Source organism: Paenibacillus glycanilyticus, from assembly GCF_051200795.1.
GTDB classification, from domain to species: Bacteria; Bacillota; Bacilli; order Paenibacillales; family Paenibacillaceae; genus Pristimantibacillus; species Pristimantibacillus glycanilyticus.
In genome coordinates this window covers 2,185,185-2,203,056 of sequence record NZ_CP195155.1, presented here as the reverse complement: position 1 = coordinate 2,203,056, position 17,872 = coordinate 2,185,185, and the positions used below count along the sequence as shown (strand labels likewise).

The 17,872-nt window shown below is 50.3% G+C and carries 16 protein-coding genes, 1 pseudogene and 1 riboswitch; of the genes and pseudogenes, 10 read left to right on the top strand and 7 right to left on the bottom strand.

What is annotated here, in order from left to right; all coding sequences use genetic code 11:
* Nucleotides 1-11: 11 nt before the first annotated feature.
* Nucleotides 12-1,067, bottom strand: coding sequence for a chorismate synthase (aroC, locus tag ACR9FF_RS09940; protein ID WP_435170755.1), 1,056 nt, complete (start codon nt 1,065-1,067; stop codon nt 12-14).
* Nucleotides 1,068-1,174: 107 nt separating this feature from the next.
* On the opposite strand from aroC, the gene ACR9FF_RS09935 reads away from it, so the two are divergent.
* From ACR9FF_RS09935 to ACR9FF_RS09920, 4 genes are all read left to right on the top strand, one after another.
* Complete coding sequence (locus ACR9FF_RS09935; RefSeq protein WP_435170753.1) at nt 1,175-2,068, top strand: LysR family transcriptional regulator; 894 nt, start codon at nt 1,175-1,177, stop codon at nt 2,066-2,068.
* Nucleotides 2,069-2,169: 101 nt separating this feature from the next.
* The gene (locus ACR9FF_RS09930; RefSeq protein WP_201004894.1) at nt 2,170-3,090 is read left to right on the top strand and encodes a rhodanese-related sulfurtransferase; all 921 of its coding nucleotides are present in this window, start codon (nt 2,170-2,172) and stop codon (nt 3,088-3,090) included.
* Nucleotides 3,091-3,096: 6 nt separating this feature from the next.
* Nucleotides 3,097-3,351: a DUF1450 domain-containing protein gene (locus ACR9FF_RS09925; protein WP_015843630.1), complete on the top strand. Its 255-nt coding sequence runs from the start codon at nt 3,097-3,099 to the stop codon at nt 3,349-3,351.
* A gap of 4 nt (nt 3,352-3,355) precedes the next feature.
* Nucleotides 3,356-4,249, top strand: coding sequence for a rhodanese-related sulfurtransferase (locus ACR9FF_RS09920; RefSeq protein ID WP_127499365.1), 894 nt, complete (start codon nt 3,356-3,358; stop codon nt 4,247-4,249).
* A 208-nt stretch (nt 4,250-4,457) separates the two neighbouring features.
* On the opposite strand, the gene ACR9FF_RS09915 is transcribed toward ACR9FF_RS09920, so the two are convergent.
* Nucleotides 4,458-4,979: a GNAT family N-acetyltransferase gene (locus ACR9FF_RS09915; RefSeq protein WP_435170750.1), complete on the bottom strand. Its 522-nt coding sequence runs from the start codon at nt 4,977-4,979 to the stop codon at nt 4,458-4,460.
* A 150-nt stretch (nt 4,980-5,129) separates the two neighbouring features.
* Here ACR9FF_RS09915 and ACR9FF_RS09910 point away from each other — a divergent pair, with 150 nt between their 5' ends.
* Nucleotides 5,130-5,504, top strand: a complete 375-nt coding sequence (locus tag ACR9FF_RS09910) for a MerR family transcriptional regulator (RefSeq protein WP_201004881.1) — start codon at nt 5,130-5,132, stop codon at nt 5,502-5,504.
* Complete coding sequence (locus ACR9FF_RS09905; protein WP_435170747.1) at nt 5,501-6,262, top strand: SDR family oxidoreductase; 762 nt, start codon at nt 5,501-5,503, stop codon at nt 6,260-6,262. Before ACR9FF_RS09910 ends, ACR9FF_RS09905 begins: the two co-directional genes overlap by 4 nt.
* A gap of 224 nt (nt 6,263-6,486) precedes the next feature.
* Here ACR9FF_RS09905 and ACR9FF_RS09900 read toward each other — a convergent pair whose 3' ends face one another.
* Together ACR9FF_RS09900 and ACR9FF_RS09895 are read right to left on the bottom strand one after the other, a co-directional pair.
* Nucleotides 6,487-8,100, bottom strand: coding sequence for a response regulator (locus tag ACR9FF_RS09900; RefSeq protein WP_435170745.1), 1,614 nt, complete (start codon nt 8,098-8,100; stop codon nt 6,487-6,489).
* Nucleotides 8,097-9,929: a cache domain-containing sensor histidine kinase gene (locus ACR9FF_RS09895; RefSeq protein ID WP_435170743.1), complete on the bottom strand. Its 1,833-nt coding sequence runs from the start codon at nt 9,927-9,929 to the stop codon at nt 8,097-8,099. Before ACR9FF_RS09895 ends, ACR9FF_RS09900 begins: the two co-directional genes overlap by 4 nt.
* Before the next feature lie 129 nt (nt 9,930-10,058).
* Between ACR9FF_RS09895 and ACR9FF_RS09890 the strand changes: the two genes are divergently transcribed.
* From ACR9FF_RS09890 to ACR9FF_RS09875, 4 genes are all read left to right on the top strand, one after another.
* Nucleotides 10,059-10,946 (top strand): carbohydrate ABC transporter permease, encoded by an 888-nt coding sequence (locus ACR9FF_RS09890; protein ID WP_127493959.1) that lies wholly within the window; start codon nt 10,059-10,061, stop codon nt 10,944-10,946.
* Entirely contained in the window at nt 10,947-11,777 is an 831-nt protein-coding gene (locus ACR9FF_RS09885; RefSeq protein ID WP_127493957.1) for a carbohydrate ABC transporter permease, read from the top strand.
* 235 nt (nt 11,778-12,012) lie between these two features.
* Nucleotides 12,013-13,326: an ABC transporter substrate-binding protein gene (locus ACR9FF_RS09880; RefSeq protein ID WP_435170740.1), complete on the top strand. Its 1,314-nt coding sequence runs from the start codon at nt 12,013-12,015 to the stop codon at nt 13,324-13,326.
* Between the two features lie 139 nt (nt 13,327-13,465).
* Nucleotides 13,466-14,410 carry a ribose-phosphate diphosphokinase gene (locus ACR9FF_RS09875; protein WP_127493953.1) on the top strand — a complete coding sequence of 315 codons (945 nt, stop codon included), beginning with the start codon at nt 13,466-13,468 and terminating at the stop codon, nt 14,408-14,410.
* Nucleotides 14,411-14,690: 280 nt separating this feature from the next.
* On the opposite strand, the gene ACR9FF_RS09870 is transcribed toward ACR9FF_RS09875, so the two are convergent.
* The 3 genes and pseudogenes from ACR9FF_RS09870 to ACR9FF_RS09860 form a co-directional block, all read right to left on the bottom strand.
* Nucleotides 14,691-15,257 carry an NUDIX domain-containing protein gene (locus tag ACR9FF_RS09870; RefSeq protein WP_435170738.1) on the bottom strand — a complete coding sequence of 189 codons (567 nt, stop codon included), beginning with the start codon at nt 15,255-15,257 and terminating at the stop codon, nt 14,691-14,693.
* 249 nt (nt 15,258-15,506) lie between these two features.
* Nucleotides 15,507-16,483, bottom strand: a pseudogene (locus ACR9FF_RS09865) (Gfo/Idh/MocA family protein).
* A gap of 76 nt (nt 16,484-16,559) precedes the next feature.
* Nucleotides 16,560-17,492: a DMT family transporter gene (locus tag ACR9FF_RS09860; RefSeq protein ID WP_435170736.1), complete on the bottom strand. Its 933-nt coding sequence runs from the start codon at nt 17,490-17,492 to the stop codon at nt 16,560-16,562.
* A 179-nt stretch (nt 17,493-17,671) separates the two neighbouring features.
* Nucleotides 17,672-17,835, bottom strand: a riboswitch (FMN riboswitch).
* Nucleotides 17,836-17,872: the final 37 nt, after the last annotated feature.

Below are 17,872 nucleotides of genomic sequence, written 5' to 3'. Positions count from 1 at the left end.
TAAAATTAATGTTAGTCATGCAAAGCCGTATGGCGTTTGTACAAATCTTCAAGCACCATGCAAGCCATCGCTTCCACTACCGGTACAACGCGCGGGCAGATGCACGGATCGTGACGTCCAAGTGTTTGAATGGTATGCTCGTTGCCTTCTTCGTCAACCGTTTGCTGCGGAAGCGAGATCGACGACGTTGGTTTTACCGCAATACGGAAAACGATATCCTGCCCCGTGCTGATGCCTCCAACGATCCCGCCGGCATTATTGGTCAGGAAGCCGTTTGCGTCCATTTCATCGTTATGTTCGCTGCCGAACATGGTTGTTGCCGCAAATCCTGCGCCAAACTCAATGCCTTTTACCGCACCGATGGACAGCATCGCTTTCGCAAGCTCCGCGTCCAGCTTATCGAATGCTGGTTCGCCGATCCCCGGCTTCACGCCGCGGATAATGCATTCCACCACGCCGCCGCAGCTGTTGCCTTTAGCCGCCAGATCCTCCACGAGCGTTACCATTCTTTCCGCGGCGTTCAGATCGGCTGCGCGCATCGGATTTTTCTCGATAACGGATTCGTCGAACGTCTCGCATTTAATGCCGCCTGCTTCTTTCGTGTACGCAACGATGGATACGCCGCGGCGTTCAAGAAGCTTGCGAGCGATAGCGCCCGCTGCCACGCGGCCCGCCGTTTCGCGCCCCGATGCCCGGCCGCTTCCGCGGTGATCGCGGTGACCGTATTTGTGCACGTAAGTGAAATCGGCATGACCCGGACGGAACAGCTTGCGGTTCGCCTCGTAGTCCTTGGACTTCATATCGGTATTGTTCAGCATAACGGCCAGCGGAGCGCCCGTTGTTTTGCCTTCGAAGACACCCGACAGGATACGGATAATATCGTATTCTTTACGCGGAGTCGTAACCGAGGACTGACCCGGCTTGCGGCGGTCCATCTGTACTTGAATATCCGCTTCCGTAAGCTCTACTCCCGGCGTAACGCCGTCAATAATAACGCCTACAGCCTCGCCGTGCGATTCGCCAAACGTGGTCATTTTGAAATGAGTGCCAAAGCTGCTTCCTGACATATGAAAAACCAACCTTTCTCTTTTGACTATATGGATTAATTTTATTATAATTTCAAATATGCAATAAATGAAATCACAATTCAATAGCCTTGTAATAGAGAGGGTTTATGCCAAACAAATTAAATAACTTAGAAAGCTACCGGATTTTTTTGTACACGGCAAGGACGGGCAACTTTACGAAAGCAGCCGAAATTCTTCATGTCACCCAGCCATCGGTCAGCTATGCGATCAAACAGCTCGAGGAGTCCTTTGGCGTCAAATTATTCGACCGCGGCTCGAAAGGCGTAAAGCTTACCATTGAAGGAAAAGCGCTGCTCGACTATATCGAGCAATCCTTCCATCTTATCGAGCGCGGGGAACGCAAGCTGCTGGAGCTTGCCAACCTGCATGGAGGCGACCTTCGCATCGGAGCAAGCGGTCCGATTATCAAGCATATTCTGCTTCCTTATATAGATAAGTTTCATGCCGAGCATCCGAATGTGCGCATTCGTCTTCAGCAAAGCAAGACAAACGAGATTTCCAAGCAGTTAAAGGAAGAGAATATCGATCTTGGCTTTGTCCATCTGCCGTTTGACGATCAGGAATTGGCTATTCAGCCGCTGATGTCTATTCAAGACTGTTTCCTTGTCGGCGAGGCTTATAAGGAGCTTGCAAACGATGCAATCTCGGTCCGCGAGCTGCTTAAGCTTCCTTTATTATTGCCTACGGCAGGCAGCAGTACACGGCTTTTTGTCGAGCAATGGCTGGCCGGTCACGGCATCTATAAGGAACCGGACATTGAGCTGACCAGCACGGAGATGATTATCGAGTTCGCGCAGAGGGGTTACGGCACCGCGTTTCTTACCCGCCGGTTTGCCCAGCAGGAGCTGAATAACGGAACGCTGTTCGAGGTGAAATTGACGGAGGCTTTGCCTTCCCGCGCGATTGGCGTGGTTACCCGAAAAGACGCCACTTTGCCGTCCTGCTCGTCCATTTTCCTCAAAGAGGTAATGGATCAATAAATAGGCATGAAAGTTCAACAGAATGCCTTGGAATCGTTGTTGACTAAGTGATTTAAGAGTTTTAACATATAATGATAATCTTATATAATGGAGCGTTAGACATGAGCGAAAACAAACCTTACCGTATCCTTTTGTACTATAAATATGTTCACATCGACAACCCTGCCGAGCTTACCGCGGAGCATCTTCAATTCTGCAAGGATCTTGGCATTAAAGGCCGTATTCTGATCTCCGAGCAAGGCATTAACGGCACTTGCTCCGGCACGATTGAACAGACGGATGCCTACATCGCGCATATGCGCCAGAATCCGCTGTTTGCCGATATGGTGTACAAGATTGACGAGTCCGAGGGTCATGTATTCAAGAAGATCTTCGTTCGTCACAAGAAAGAGCTTGTTACCCTTCGTTACGACAAGAAGCTTGATCCAAACGTCCGCACGGGCAAGCATTTGTCACCGAAGGAATTTCACGAGCAGCTGCAGCAAGATGACGTTATTATTATCGACGGCCGCAATGATTATGAATACGATATCGGACACTTCCGCGGCGCGATCCGTCCAACGGTAGAATCCTTCCGCGAGTTCCCGGAGTGGATCCGCAAGAATCTGCCGGAAGACGCCAAGAACAAAAAGATTCTCACGTATTGCACGGGCGGTATCCGCTGCGAGACGCTGACCGGCGTTCTTCTTGAGGAAGGCTTCTCGGATGTTAATCAGCTTGAAGGCGGTATCGTGACTTACGGCAAGGACGAAGAGGTAAAAGGTCATTTGTGGGACGGCAAATGCTATGTATTCGATGAGCGCATCTCCGTGCCAATCAACCGGACGGACGAGGATATTATCGTCGGCAAGTGCTATCACTGCGGCAAACCGGAAGACCGCTACATCAACTGCGCGGACGACCTCTGCCATCGCAAGCATATTTGCTGCCCAGAGTGTGAAGCAGAGCATGAGAGCTACTGCGCGCCTGAATGCAAAGTGAACGACGAAGCACGCAAATTGAAAGTTATTTCTGGTCGGTGATAAATTATGGGACTTGGGTTAGTTGTTGTTGAGGTATGTACCCGCAACGAAATGGCACTGCTGCCTCTTGAGGAGCTTGAGGAGAAATTTCCGGAAGCGGCAGTCATGCGCACGGATTGCCTCAATATGTGCAATCTATGCCGCGCAAGGCCTTATGCGATGGTGAATGAGAACCGGATTTACGCGGGCACCAAGGAAGAATGCCTTAAGCAGGTGGAAGAAGCCGTGCAAGAGGAAATCAAACAGTTTTTTGGAGAGTAAGCCAATGACCGAAAATACCGAAAATAAACCTTACCGCATACTGCTTTATTATAAATACGTGCATATCGAGAATCCCGAGCAGGTAACGGCCGAGCATCTCCGCTTCTGCAAAGAGCTTGGCATAAAGGGCCGCATTCTCATCTCCGATCAAGGCATTAACGGCACTTGCTCGGGCACGATCGAGCAAACCGATGCCTATATGGCGTATATGAATGAACATCCCTTATTTAAGGATATCACTTATAAGATCGACGAGTCCGAAGGACATGTATTCAAAAAGCTGTTCGTCCGCCACAAGAACGAGCTTGTCACTTTGCGTTACAAGAAAAAGATGGATCCGAATGTCCTTACGGGCAAACGGCTGTCTCCGAAGGAATTTTACGAGCAGCTTCAGCAGGAAGATGTCATTATCATTGACGGACGGAATGACTACGAATACGATATCGGCCACTTCCGCGGCGCAATCCGCCCTACGGTAGAGTCGTTCCGCGAGTTCCCGGAATGGATTCGCAAGAACCTGCCGGAGGACGCGAAGAATAAGCCCATTCTGACCTACTGCACCGGCGGTATCCGCTGTGAAACGCTGACCGGCGTTCTTATGGAGGAGGGCTTTACAGACGTAGCCCAGCTGGAGGGCGGTATCGTCACTTACGGCAAGGATGAAGAAGTAAAAGGCCGCTTATGGGACGGCAAATGCTACGTCTTTGATGACCGGATTTCCGTGCCGATCAATCGGACGGAAGAAGATGTCGTCATCGGCAAATGCCATCATTGCGGCAAACCGGAAGACCGCTACGTCAATTGCGCGAATGTGACCTGCGACAAGCGTCATATCTGCTGCGAGGAATGCGAAGCGGAGCATAATCGTCATTGCTCGGAAGAGTGCAAACCGCATTAATAAATGAGCGCGGCAGGATAATTCCTGCCGCGCTTTTTTCGTCTAATGCCTGATTAGATCCTCGCTGATTCCCCACAATCTTTTCCCTGCCCCGAAATCAAACTTGCCTGCAAATCCGCGGACCTTAACGATGCGCGGCATCGTTAAGCGCTCTGGAAATAAGATTTACCGCGTCCTTAACGATACGCCGTATCGTTAGGCCATCATGTTACGTTACTAGCTCCTTCACCATATAAACCAGCAGCTCATCATCCACAAAGACGTCCGTGCCGGGTTTAACCTCGACATTATTGTAAGTCAGCCCGTTGCCGTCCATGACGTATCCCCGTTTACCATACAACCGTTGGGCATTTCCGTAATCCTTATATAATCCGACACCAAGCCCGATATACTTGAATGATTCAGATGTTTTGCTCTCGAGCTCGTCCAGCAGTTTGCTGGCGATCCCCTTTTTTCTGTACTCTTGAAATACGCTTAAATCGTTTACTTCCGGTATATGACGTTCGGCAAAATACGAGTATTTGGACTCGTAGATCAGATGACAGCAGCCCGCCAGCTCCTCCCCGTAAAAGGCCATCAACGTTATTCGTTTCCCAGCACGGTTCTCTTCCAAGCATCTGATATAATAATCGCCTTGCCGATACCACGGAAAATGTGCGGCAAATTCCTTATTCAACATCTCGGCCTCGTCCAGGCTGGAAAGCTGTCTCAGTGAAATCCTGTTAGTCATTTCAATACACCTCCATGTAGAAAAAAGCTATATGGAGTATTTTACCATGACCGTATAAAGGCACAATAAATTCTTTTTTCATTTCGCTTGACTTAAACCAAGGTTTAAGTCGTATGATATTCCCGTCGACAACAAATTGGAGGACTCCAGATGAACTATTATTCCATTGGTGAAGCTGCTGCCAAATTAGATATACCCGAATCAACGATTCGTTACTATGAAAAAAAAGGACTGCTCCCTCTAATTGAGCGTGATCATGCGGGGAGAAGGTTATTTTCGGAAGATCAAATGACCTTGCTTGGAACGGTCATGTGCTTAAAGAACACGAATATGCCCATCGATGATATCAAGCAATATATCGATTGGGTCATTGAAGGCGCAAGCACGGTGACTCTTCGTCTTGACATGCTGAACAAGCATAAGCAGACGGTGCTGGCGCAAATGGCTTTAATGACGGAATCCCTAGAAGGAATCGAAGTAAAAATACAACGTTATATCAAACAAACCCAGGAGGCGCTAATATGAAACTTTCAGGAAATACGATACTCATCACAGGCGGAAGCACGGGGATTGGTCTAGCATTCGCGGAACGATTTATGAAAGCCGGCAATACGGTTATAGTAACCGGACGGCGCGAGCAAGTGCTTCAAGCCGCGCAAGACAAGCTGCCCGGCCTTATAACCAAAGCCAGCGATTTGAGCAATGAAGCCGAGCGGATTGCCCTGTTTGATTGGGTGACTGCGAATTATCCGGCGACCAACGTACTGGTTAACAATGCGGGGATTCAGCAGCGTTTCAACGTGTTAAAATCGGATGTAAAGAACGACTGGGCGTATTTCAATAAAGAATTGACAACAAACATTGAAGCGCCCTTCCATCTTGCGATGCTGTTTGCCCCGTTTTTTGCGGCAAAAGAGAACGCCGCCATTATCAATGTGACATCGGGTCTGGCTTTTACGCCATTCGCCATTGCACCGATCTATTCTGCTACGAAGGCTGCTCTTCATTCCTTTACGATCAGCTTGAGACATCAGCTCTCGGCTACTTCCGTAGAGGTCATCGAGGTTGCCCCTCCGGCCGTTAATACCGATCTGGGCGGCGCCGGTCTCCATTTCCACGGCGAACCTCTCGATGCGTTTGCGGACGGTATCTTCCAAGGACTCGAGGAAGGCAAATCCGAGATCGGCTACGGCACCTCGGTAGACCGTCTCCGTATGTCCCGCGACGATATCGACAAATACGCCGAAAACATGTATCACGCCACCAAAAACATGATCGAATAACCAACCAATCCTGCTATGTATCCAAAAAAGAAGGAGCTGCCGCAATGGCAAGCTCCTTCTCTTTTATTCTTTTTTCTTTTGTGAGCTGACGACGGAGCTTTTGAATGATTCTGGAGAAGCGCAGCGTTCGCCTTTGCTTGGGGATTCCCACCTCATAATATTCTAATCAAGGAATCCCCGAGCAACAGCGATCGGAAGAACATTCAAAGCGCAGTCGTACAGTCTCACAATTTCCTGTACTGGTTAGGCGACTGCCCCTCAAACTTCTTAAACACCTTGCTGAAATATTTATCGTCGTCATAACCGACCATCTCGGCGATCTGGGCGATCTTCAGATTCGGATTTTGCAGCAGCAGCTTCGCTTTTTCAACACGGATACGGCCCAGGTAATCAAAAACATTCTCCCCCAACTCCTGTTTGAAGCGGCGGGAAATATATTCTCTGCTCAGGTAAAACCTTTCGGAGATATCCTGCAGCGTAACCTCGCGATTATAATTCTGCTCCATGTATCTGGCAATGTCCCGCATAATGCTATGCTCTTTATTGCCGCCGGCACCCGTTAATGCAGCAAACGCGGTAAGCCCGTTCAGAAGCTCGCGCCTGCAGAGCTCCAGAGACAATCTGCCCTGCTCATCCAGCAACACATACAACGGCAGGCTCGAAGACGGCTCCGCACTTGCCTGAATGTCCTGCTTGGCCGCAAGCTCCTGCCGCCAGCGGCTCAGCATGGATTCGTATTCGAAGCGCCATAGCTCAATCTGCTCTTGCGTAATAACCGGTAGCAGCCGTGCATTCTCGAGGAAGCTCTCGACGGCCGTCTCGATATCCTTCTCCTTGCCGCTCCACACCGCAAGACGGAACCGCTCTTCGTAAGCGGCAATGCTCAGGGAGTGGATTCCCGTTTTAAAGCCTTGCTCGCTGCAATGAACATAACTGTTGTCCTTGAGCAGATTACGCTGCTTCAGCGCGACTCTTGCCTCCTGGTACGATAACGATAAACCCGTTGGGAAAGCCTGCTTATGCCCTACTCCGTAATGGAACCGTCCATGAATCGACTTCACGATTCCTTCCGTAATTTGCGCAAGCAAGTCCTCCCAGTCCGCCAGCCGATCCCACAGCAAGATAATAATCTCATGCTCGCTGTTCCAATAGCGGAACGCAAAGCCGCTATTTTTCGGCTTGAGTATTTCGTTGCACACATTGATCAGGCAAAAAGTGAGCAAATCCCGGTTACCATCGAATTTACGGGAGATTTGAGGCTCCAGCATCCCGGTGCTCAGAATGATGACCTGGCATTCCGTCGCGCGATCCAGCTGAAATTCCTCCTTCAGCACGGCCGGAACCGCCACTTGCCCGCCAGCCCCGGCTTCACTGATCATCGTCGAGAACAGCTTATCCCGGTACACCGGCTTAATCTGGTTGATTTCGATGCTGCGCTGCTGATCAAGCCTGCGGGCCTGATCCTCCTGCTCCCAGCTCTGCTTCGCTTTCTGAAGAGCCTCCATCAGCTGCTCCGGGTCAATCGGCTTCAGCAAATAATCCTGACCGCCATATTTCATCGAGCTGCGCACCAGATGGAAATCGTCGTAGCCGCTGATGACGATCGTCTTGCTTTTTCGCCCCTTCTCTTTCATCCAAGCCAGTAGCTCTACCCCATCTCGGTTCGGCATTCGCATATCGGTAATGACGATTTCCGGCTGGATATTCCCCAGCACTTCAATGGCGGAATCGCCGTTATCGGCTTCGTAAATTTCATTGATTCCGAGCTGCTCCCAATCAATCAGCAGCTTAACCGCTTCGCGCACATGCTGTTCATCGTCTACAATGAGTATTTTCATGCTCGTTCCTCCAGCTCTTGCACAGGTATTCTCAGGGTCACGGTAAATCCGCCCGCAGGCGAAGAGTCAATGCTCATTTCCGCTTCCTCGTTGTAATAAAGCTTCAGCCTCATCCAGACGTTGCTGATGCCGATGCTCCTCTGCTCCTCGAGCAGCGCTCCGGTGGAACGGAATAACAGCTGTCGCAGCTCCCGCAGCTTATCCGGATCCATCCCGCTACCGTTATCCTCAATCCGGATCGTCAGCCAGCTTCCGTCGTCGGTAACTTCCGAGAACAATCGAAGAACGCCGCTGCGCCCCGAGTTCTCATAGCCATGCTTGAAATAGTTCTCGACAAGCGGCTGCAGCAGCATTTTGGGCACCTGTACCGACAGAGAGGCCGGATCAATCTCGTAATGCACCGTCAGCTGTTCGTTGAATCTTTGCTGCTGCAGCTCAAGATACGCCTTCGCATGATTCAGCTCCATCGAGAAAGGCACAATGGACTCGCTGGTATTCATGTTGTATCTCATCATTTTCGCAATCGAAGTGATAAGCGTATATACCTTTGGCGCCTCGGCATGAAGGGCCAGCGTCCCGATCGACTGCAGGGCATTGTACAGAAAATGCGGATTGATCTGCGCCTGCATCGCTCTCAGCTGATTCGTCTTATTGGCAATTTCCAGCCGGTATTCGCTATTGATCAAATCCCGGATCGTCTGAATCATCGTATTGAAACGCCTTGCCAATATGCCGATCTCGTCCTTCCGATCAACTGGCACCACGACGTTGAAATTCCCGGACTGCACCTGGTTGATATGCCCGATAAGCCGCTTGACCGGCTTCGTGAACTGGTAGCTGACGAGGAAGCTTGCGATAACCGCAAGCACCATAAAGATCGCGATAACCGACGTATTAATCGTCCGGATCGCCGTTGCGCTCTCGTACAAATACGAGTACGGAAGCTGCTTCACCACGACCCAGTCCATGTAATTGGTACTGAGTGTATCATAAATGACGATGCCGGAAAAAGACTGATCTTTCCATTTGATCACGCCGTTTTCCTGCTTGGAAGCAAGAACCTGAGTCGTCCATTTCAGCTGATCCTGGTCTTCCTGCCCATTTACCGAGCACACGAAATTGCGGCTCCGGTCGATAATATACAGCTGCTCTTCGGATGACATCGTCAGCTGCCGGCAGATCTGGTTCAGCTCATCCGATTTAACGTCCATCGACAAATAACCAATCACTTCGTCGCTAGGCGTCCGGATAATCGGCCGCCGCAAAGTGAAAACGCTTTCCTCTTTGACGGCATGACTCCAATCCAAATTATAATGCGCGCTTGTATGCGTAGCCTCCACAAACGGCTTCGGATTCGAGCCATGCTCCGTTGGCCATTCCAGCGGTTGATTGATCCCTCTGCGGAAAAACCCGCGGGCCATCAGATACGTCAGCTTGCCATCCCCGATCTGCAGCTGGATTTGATGAATCCCGTTTGTAGACTGATAAATATTCAGCATATGGGCGTAAATCTGCAAATTATTTTTCTCGTCGAACATCGGTACGTTTACGTTTGGCGACTGCCCCCGCTCGATCAAGGCATACAGCGAATTGGACTTGTTAATGTTCAAGTACACGTCAAGCGAGTTTTCGTTGATCTTGTCCATATAGCCCAGGATGTTGTTTTTGCCAAGCGCCAGCAGGTTCTGATTCTCGTGAATCGACTGCTGCGTCACCTTATCTTTGATGTAATAATTCGAGATAATCATCGATACCGTAATCGGAATAATCGTGACGGCGAGCAAGAGCGCCATCAGCTTCCGGTTAATACTCGTTGCGAACGCAAACATGACGTCCTACCTCCAGGTCAATATATTACACCTAACCCATCATATCTATCGGTGGTTCAAATTTCAATAACTGTTTATAGTCTAGCTATGCACCGATACTTAAAGCCGCATTACGAAGGGGGACTCCAATTGAACTTACGAAAAAGATCAAACGAATGGATACAGCAGCTTGTATTTGTCGGACCGGGCATGATCGTCTTCACGATTATCGTGCTTATTCCGTTCCTGCTTGGCTTCTACTTTTCCTTCACGGAGTGGAATGGCCTGGATCTAGACAAAGCGAAATGGATCGGCATGGATAATCTCCACCGCATCTTTACGAACGACGACAAATTTTGGGCATCCTTTAAATTTACGTTGAAGTTTACGGTCGTGACCGTTGTCGTGACCAATATTCTGGCTCTTATCCTGGGGCTTCTGTTAACCCGGCCCATGCGGGGACGCAATACGCTCCGTACGATTTTCTTCCTGCCTAACATGATTGGCGGTATTTTGCTCGGTTACATCTGGCAGTTTATTTTCACCAAAGGCTTCAAAACCATCGGCGAAATGACGGGCTGGCATTTCTTCGAGCTTCCATGGCTCGGCACGCCGGAGACCGGCTTCTGGGGACTCGTTATCGTCTTCGTCTGGCAGACAACCGGCTACATGATGGTTATTTACATCGCCGCGATCGTTGGGGTACCGAAGGACTTGATGGAAGCCGCAACGATTGACGGAGCGACCTACTTCCAAACCGTCCGCAAGGTGATCATGCCGCTTGTTATGCCGGCCATTACGGTCTGCTTGTTCCTGACGACATCCGGCGCGTTCAAAATGTTCGACCTGAACCTTTCGCTTACGAAGGGCGGTCCGGGTACTTCCACCCAATCGCTTGCTTATAACATTTATGCCGAGGCGCTGGTCAACAACCGTTACGGGCTAGGCACCGCCAAGGCCATGCTATTCTTCTTTGCCGTCTCCATCATTGCCGTCACGCAAGTGTGGCTGACCAAACGGAAGGAGGTAGAAGCGTAAATGACAGCTTCCCGTTCCCGGCTTTGGGCCGTTGCAGCTGCAGCAATCCTGCTCGCTCTGCTTTTCATTGCTCCTTTTTACTTCGTCCTTGTCAATTCGGTAAAAGCGCTTGGCGAGATTATGGTGGACGCCGCCTCGTTCCCGGACAAGTACCTGTTCTCGAATTACTCGAAGGTATGGGATATTATTAAATTCCCGAAAGCTTTGCTGAACTCGGTCCTGATCACCGGCATCAGCGTGACTGGCATCGTAATCATCAGCGCCATGACGGGCTACCGGCTTGTCCGCAAGCCAACCGTCTTTAACAAAATCCTGTTCACGGCGTTTATCTCGGCGATGATCATACCGTTCCAGTCGGTTATGCTTCAGCTGGTACGCGTAACCAGCTTCCTGGAGCTTAGAGCCAACATGTTCGGCATTGTCGTCTGTTATCTCGGCTTTGGCTTATCGCTTTCGGTCTTCCTGTTCCACGGGTTTATTAAAAGCGTTCCGCTTGAGATCGAAGAAGCGGCCGTAGTGGACGGCTGCTCGCCGTATGGCGTGTTCTGGAAAATCGTGTTCCCGCTGCTTCGCCCGATTATCGTAACGGTAATTATCCTTAACGGCTTGTGGATCTGGAACGACTACCTGCTGCCGGTGCTGATCATCGGTTCGAACAAGGATCTCACGACCATTCCGCTCGCGATTACCCGCTTCTTTGGGCAATATACGAAGCAATGGGATCTGGCTCTGGCCGGTCTGACCATGGGCATAATGCCGATTATTATCATGTTCCTTATGCTGCAAAAGCATATTATCGAGGGAATCTCTTCGGGATCGCTCAAAGGGTGAGAAAACCACTATCGAGGCTTCTCAAAGATGAACGACCGCGTTTAGAGGTAGGTTTTATCGCCAAATAGAATTTATGTTTCGAGTTCTCCGAAACGTATAAATTCTATTGTGGTAATATCAATATTTTGCACTTTTCACGACAAAAACGTCTGTGTTTCTTGGCTTTCAGCTTCCATATAATCAAAATTGTAAAGAGAACCGCTAAAGCTTGACAAACCATGGGGAGGTTAACGAAATGAAAAAGCTTTCTATTCTTCTCGCTGCAGCAATCCTGACATTGACCGCTGCCGGCTGCGGTAACAACAGCAACAATGGCAATAACTCGGGCTCCGAAGCAAGCAACAAGCCTTCTGAATCCGCCAATGCGACATCGGAGGCTTCTACGGCTCCTAAGAAAGACGTTAAGATCAAAGTATTCCAGTTCAAAGTGGAAATTGCCGACGCGCTTAACCGCATGGCTGAAGAATATGAGAAAGAGACCGGCGTTAAAGTCGAAGTCGAAACGCATGGAGGCGGCGAAGACTACAATGCCCTGCTGAAGGCTGAAATCGCTTCCGGCTCCGAACCGGAGATCTTCAACTCCGAAGGTTACGCAGCGCTTGAAGCTTATTACGACCGCGCAACAGACTTGTCCGGCGAGCCTTGGGCGAAAGACGTCATCCCTGCTGCTGCAGGACCTGCTCAAGTAGACGGCAAGCTGCTCGGCATGCCGATGAACATCGAGGGCTATGGCATTTTCTATAACAAGGACTTGTTCGAAAAAGCCGGCATCACTACCCTTCCTAAAACGTTGACTGAGCTTGAGGACGCAGCGAAAAAACTGCAAGCAGCAGGCATTACGCCGTTCTCGACAACAAACGAATGGTGGTCGATCGGTCATCACACGATCAACGTTGGTCTTGCCGAACAGCCGGATCCAATCGCCTTCATCAACGGAACAAAAGACGGCAGCGCAAACTTCAAAGACAACGATGTATTCAAGAAATGGATTAACTACGTTGACGTTGTGTTCAAATACAGCCAGAAAGACAAGCTGACAACCGACTATGCGACGCAGGTTGCGAACTTCGCATCCGGCAAAGCAGCGATGATTCAGCAAGGTAACTGGATCCAAGGCGACGTGGACAAAGTAGCGAAGCTGAACGTTGGCCTGCTCCCTATTCCGATTGACGACAGCGGCAATGCTCATATCTACACGGGCCCTGCAAACTTCTGGATCGTAAACAGCAAATCCAAAAACGCCGAAGAAGCGAAAAAATTCCTGAACTGGATGGTTACATCGGACACCGGCAAATCGTACCTGACAAAAGAATTCAAATTCATCCCTGCTCTTACTTCCATCAAGCCTACAGCGGATGAAATCGGTCAAATGGGCGTTGCCGTATCCGAGCAGGCAGCAACTGCCGGCGGCTGGCATTGGGGCCGTTACCCTGACGGCGTGCCGCAAGGCTGGGGCGCTGCCATGCAGGAGTACCAAGGCGGATCGATTAATAAAGACCAGCTTTTCGACAAGCTGGAAAAAGCGATTCAAGATATCGTAGCGAAATAAGCGAAGACAGGTGGTCTTGAGAAGTCCTAAGTGGACTTTTCGAGGCCGCTTTCTTTTTTGGGCCTACCGGAATTTTGAAATTGTTTGGGGAAAGGCTATAATGGGACTATCTGTATATCGAACGTAAGGAGACAAGCGGATGCAAAATGTAAAAATCTTTTCCGGTTCCTCGAACCGCCCGCTCGCGGAAGAGCTATGCCGAAAACTTGACGTTCCTCTTGGAGACATTGAAATCTCCAGACTGGCAAGCGGAGAAATCAGCCTGCGTTACATAGAGTCGATTCGCTCGGCCCATGTTTATATCATTCAATCATTGTCTCATCCGGTGAATGAGCATCTTGTTGAACTTATGATTATGATTGATGCGGCCAAACGGGCCTCCGCAAAAACAATCAATATCATCATGCCTTATTACGGTTATGCCCGTCAGGAACGGAAATCTGCTCCGCGCGAGCCGATTTCCGCCAAGCTGGTTGCCGATGTCCTGACGACCGTTGGCGCCGACCGCCTCATTACGGTTGACCTGCATGCCGATCCGATCCAGGGCTTTTTCGAAATTCCGGTCGATCATATTACCGCCCTTGATTTGATCACCGATTATTTGAAGAGCAAAAATATTAAAAACCCTGTCGTTGTCTCGCCGGATGCCGGACGCGCAACGACGGCGGAGAAGCTTGCCAACTACATGGACTGTCCGTTCGCGATTATGATCAAGAACCGTCCTGCCCACAATACGTCGAAGATTACGCATATTATCGGCGAAGTCGAAGGCATGACGCCGATTATTATCGAGGATTTGATCGATACGGGCGGCACCATTATCAAGGTTGTGGAAGCCTTGAACAAGCGCGGTGCCAACGATGCTTATATCTGCGCCACTCACGGCCTGTTCTCGGAGAACGCGCTTGAGAAGCTGACGCATCCTTTCATTAAAGAGGTTGTGATTACGGATACGATCGCGATTGACCCGAACCATTCGGACAAGTTTGTTGTTCTGCCAATGGCGGATCTGCTGGCGAATGCTTTGCGTATCATTAATAATGGCGGATCGATAAACAGGTTGTTTAAGACGAAGCAGATGTGATATTAAAAGGCATGCTTCAGGATGGGGATTACGGAAAAGTATCGCCTTGCGGCTGCTGTTGGTCTCGTGGGATTCTGAATGAATTTGATTAGGTGTATTCCCACGAAACCAAAGGCAGACGCTCCGCTCCTCCAGGCGATACATTTCCTCCACCCCACCTTTCGCACGCACCTTTAACTTCACAAACGCTTCGTCCCACACCTGTTTATCGGGTGTGGGAGTGGGAACAAAACAAGAGCCCCGGAATTGAATCCGGGGCTCTTTGTTATTGGAGAAGATGTTACTTAGCCCGGTACAAGCCGTACTTCTTAAGGCTGTCGCGGATTGGTTTGGTATCCTCGGCCAAGCCGCCGCCGTCGCCGTTAAGGGCGAGATCGACCTGCCAGGCGGTCAAGTCGGCAACGTTCATGGACTCCATTTCCTCGAGGCTGAAGAAGCCCGCGCCGTCTACTTCCACGCCGTCCGGACGAGGCTCGCCGTCGATGTATTCCATTTCGAATGTTATGTAGACGTCATGCACCGAATGCGGCCGGTCGCGAATGCCGATAATTTTGGACACGATCGCGCGGACGCCCGTTTCTTCCCATACCTCGCGGGCAACCGAACCTCTAATCTGCTCGAACTGTTCAATGTAGCCGCCCGGCGTTGTCCAATAGCCTTTTCCCGGTTCATGGGCGCGGCGGACCAGAAGAACCTTGTTATCCTTCACGACGCATGCTCCTACGCCGATGCTGTAATTACCCCAGTGAACAAAGCTGCAGCTTGGGCAAGCCTTGCGGTCCTCCCCGCCAATCTCCCTTACTTCCAGCTTATCTCCGCAAGCCATGCAAAAATTAATATTTTCCATGTGGATTTTCCCCCTCCGGCAAAATGGCAAACAATATAGAGATCATTATACCTTAGCTTTGCGGACAATGGCCCTAATTTTTTATGTGAAACTAATGTACTTTTCAGCTTTGTTTAATCTTGGGAGAACATAATGACCATACTCCCTATTTGATATAGCTTGTCTCTTGGGCCCGTATCCCGAATGCGGGCCACTTTTTTATTCTAAGACAAAAAGGACCGGTACAGAACCGGTCCTTTTCTTCGTTTATTATTCAAATGGATAACGCAGTCCCCATTGCCCGCGGATTTCATCCATGATCCGCATAAGCTGCAGGGTTTCGTCCAGCGAAATAACCTCGCTCTCAAGCTTGCCTTCACGGAGGTATTGCCCTGCCGCTTCGGCCTCATACACGTAACCAAGCGTCGTACGGTCATCCGAGAAGGTTTCTTCCGTACCGTCCGAGGCAACAAGCGTTGCGGACTTGGCATTAAAGAAGGAAGGAATCTTAATGGAGCCTTCTGTCCCCATTATGTAAGCATCGCTGCCCGAGTTCAGACGGATGGCCGAGCTCAGCAAAGCGGTCTGACCGCCTTCATAAGAGAGCAGGATGCTGTTCTCTTCGTCTACGCCAGTCTCGCCAAGATGAGCGGTGCTAAGAATCTGTTTCGGTTTTGCCCCAAATAACATGGAAGCGAAGGAGAGCGGATAAATGCCGACATCCAGCAGCGCAAAGCCGGTTTAAATAAACGTCCTTCCGGATTAACTCCGGTGCGGAAGCCAAAGTCTGCCTTAAGCAGCCGAACATCGCCGATACGGCCCTCTTCGATCCACTCACGGACCTTGCGGATGACGGGCAGGAACCGCGTCCACATCGCTTCCATCAAGAAGATGCGGTTTTCTCTTGCGTATTGCACAACTTCCTCTGCTTCTTTTACATTGACCGTAAAAGGCTTCTCGCATAATACCGCTTTGCCTGCGCGAAGACATTGCAGAACATGTTCCTTATGGGACGGGTGAGGAGTCGCGACATAAATAATGTCGATCTCGGCATCGTTCACCAGCTCCTCGTAGCTTCCATACGCGCGTTTCCCGCCGAATTTGCCGGCGAACTCTGCAGCCTTCTCAAGGGAGCGAGAGCCTACCGCGCTAAGCTCTGCATCCTGTGCAAAAGCCAAATCGCGGGCGAATTGGGATGCAATCCAGCCTGCGCCGAGAATGCCCCATTTGATCGTTCTATTCTCCATTATTTCCTACACCTCCAACCGCAGTATATCAGCAATTGACCCGATATGAAAGCGGTTTACGGAGATATGTCCGCGCTTAATTTTGCTGCCTGGAGATGAAAAATAAAGTAAACCAGATAAACACAAAACCTGTAATCTGTGCGCTAGTGATCACTTGGCCGAATACCGTCCAGTTCAGAAGAACGCCCACCATCGGGAAGCTCAGCTCGGCGATTGTCGCATAAGAAGCCTTGATCTTGCTTAAACCTTTATAGTAGACAAGCAGGCTGACCAGCCCCGGAAGCAAAGCCTGAAGCAGCAGATTGACGATAACGGCTACCGGATCCGTTCCTTCCGCCAGCTTCCATGCTGCTCCCTCCGACCAAGTAATCACAAGCAGCAGCGGCAATGCCATCATAAATCGCAGGGAGGTAACCGTCTCGTATTTCATGCTGCCAAGCAGATAACGCCCCATAACCGTCGATCCGCCCCATAGAGCAGCCGCGCCTAGTGACAGCAAGCTGCCAACCTGGACAAATTCATGGACATGCCCAAAAGGAAGCGTAAAGCCAAAGGTCAGCAAATAGGTTCCGACAATGGCAAGAACGAGCAACGGTCCGATTTTTTTGGGCAGAAGCTCTTTCAATAGGATCCTAGCCATCACAATCGCGAAGAGAGGCTGCAGCTTCTGCAGCAGCAGAACCGCGTTAGGATTGCCGTGAACGAGGCCTTGCGTGAATAGAATCGTTGCCAGCGCCGAACCGCCCCACGAGACAAACAGCAATGCGCCAAGCTGGCGGAGACGGACTCCGCGAAGATCCGCACGGAACTTCCATAACACCGGAGCTGCTGCGATGAACAAAATGATATGCTCCAGCAGCACAATTTGAGTAGAAGTTAATGTTTTCAGCAAAATAATGCGGAATACCGGATCCACGCCCCACAGCGCGGCTCCAAGGACAACCAGCCAAAACTCCGGACGAACGGGAGATTTGGTACGAATAAGTGGTGATGCGGTGACATTGTTCATAATGAGTACCCTTTCTGAATACAGGACGGAGCAAGCGTTACGGCTGCGCCTTCGGCTAGAAGAACGGCAGACGGTTTCGCTTTGCAATTAAAAGCCCCGATCCGCTTGGTTCCGCGAATCGGGGCCAACTCAAATAAACATGCGTTTGGGCGGTTTCCCGTCTACTGCAGGCTTACTTAAGCGATCTTCTATCATCCGGACTATACCGTCGGCCTTGGAGTTGCACCAAGTCAGTCCCCTTGCTGTTTGTCAGCTCAGGGAGTCGCGGGCTTTGCTATCCTCTGCCAAGCAGGGAATCACGTTTACCGCCGGTCAGGAGTTTCACCCTGCCCCGAAGATCCTTATTCCATTAATTTTTTTAAATGATTGGATTGAGTATA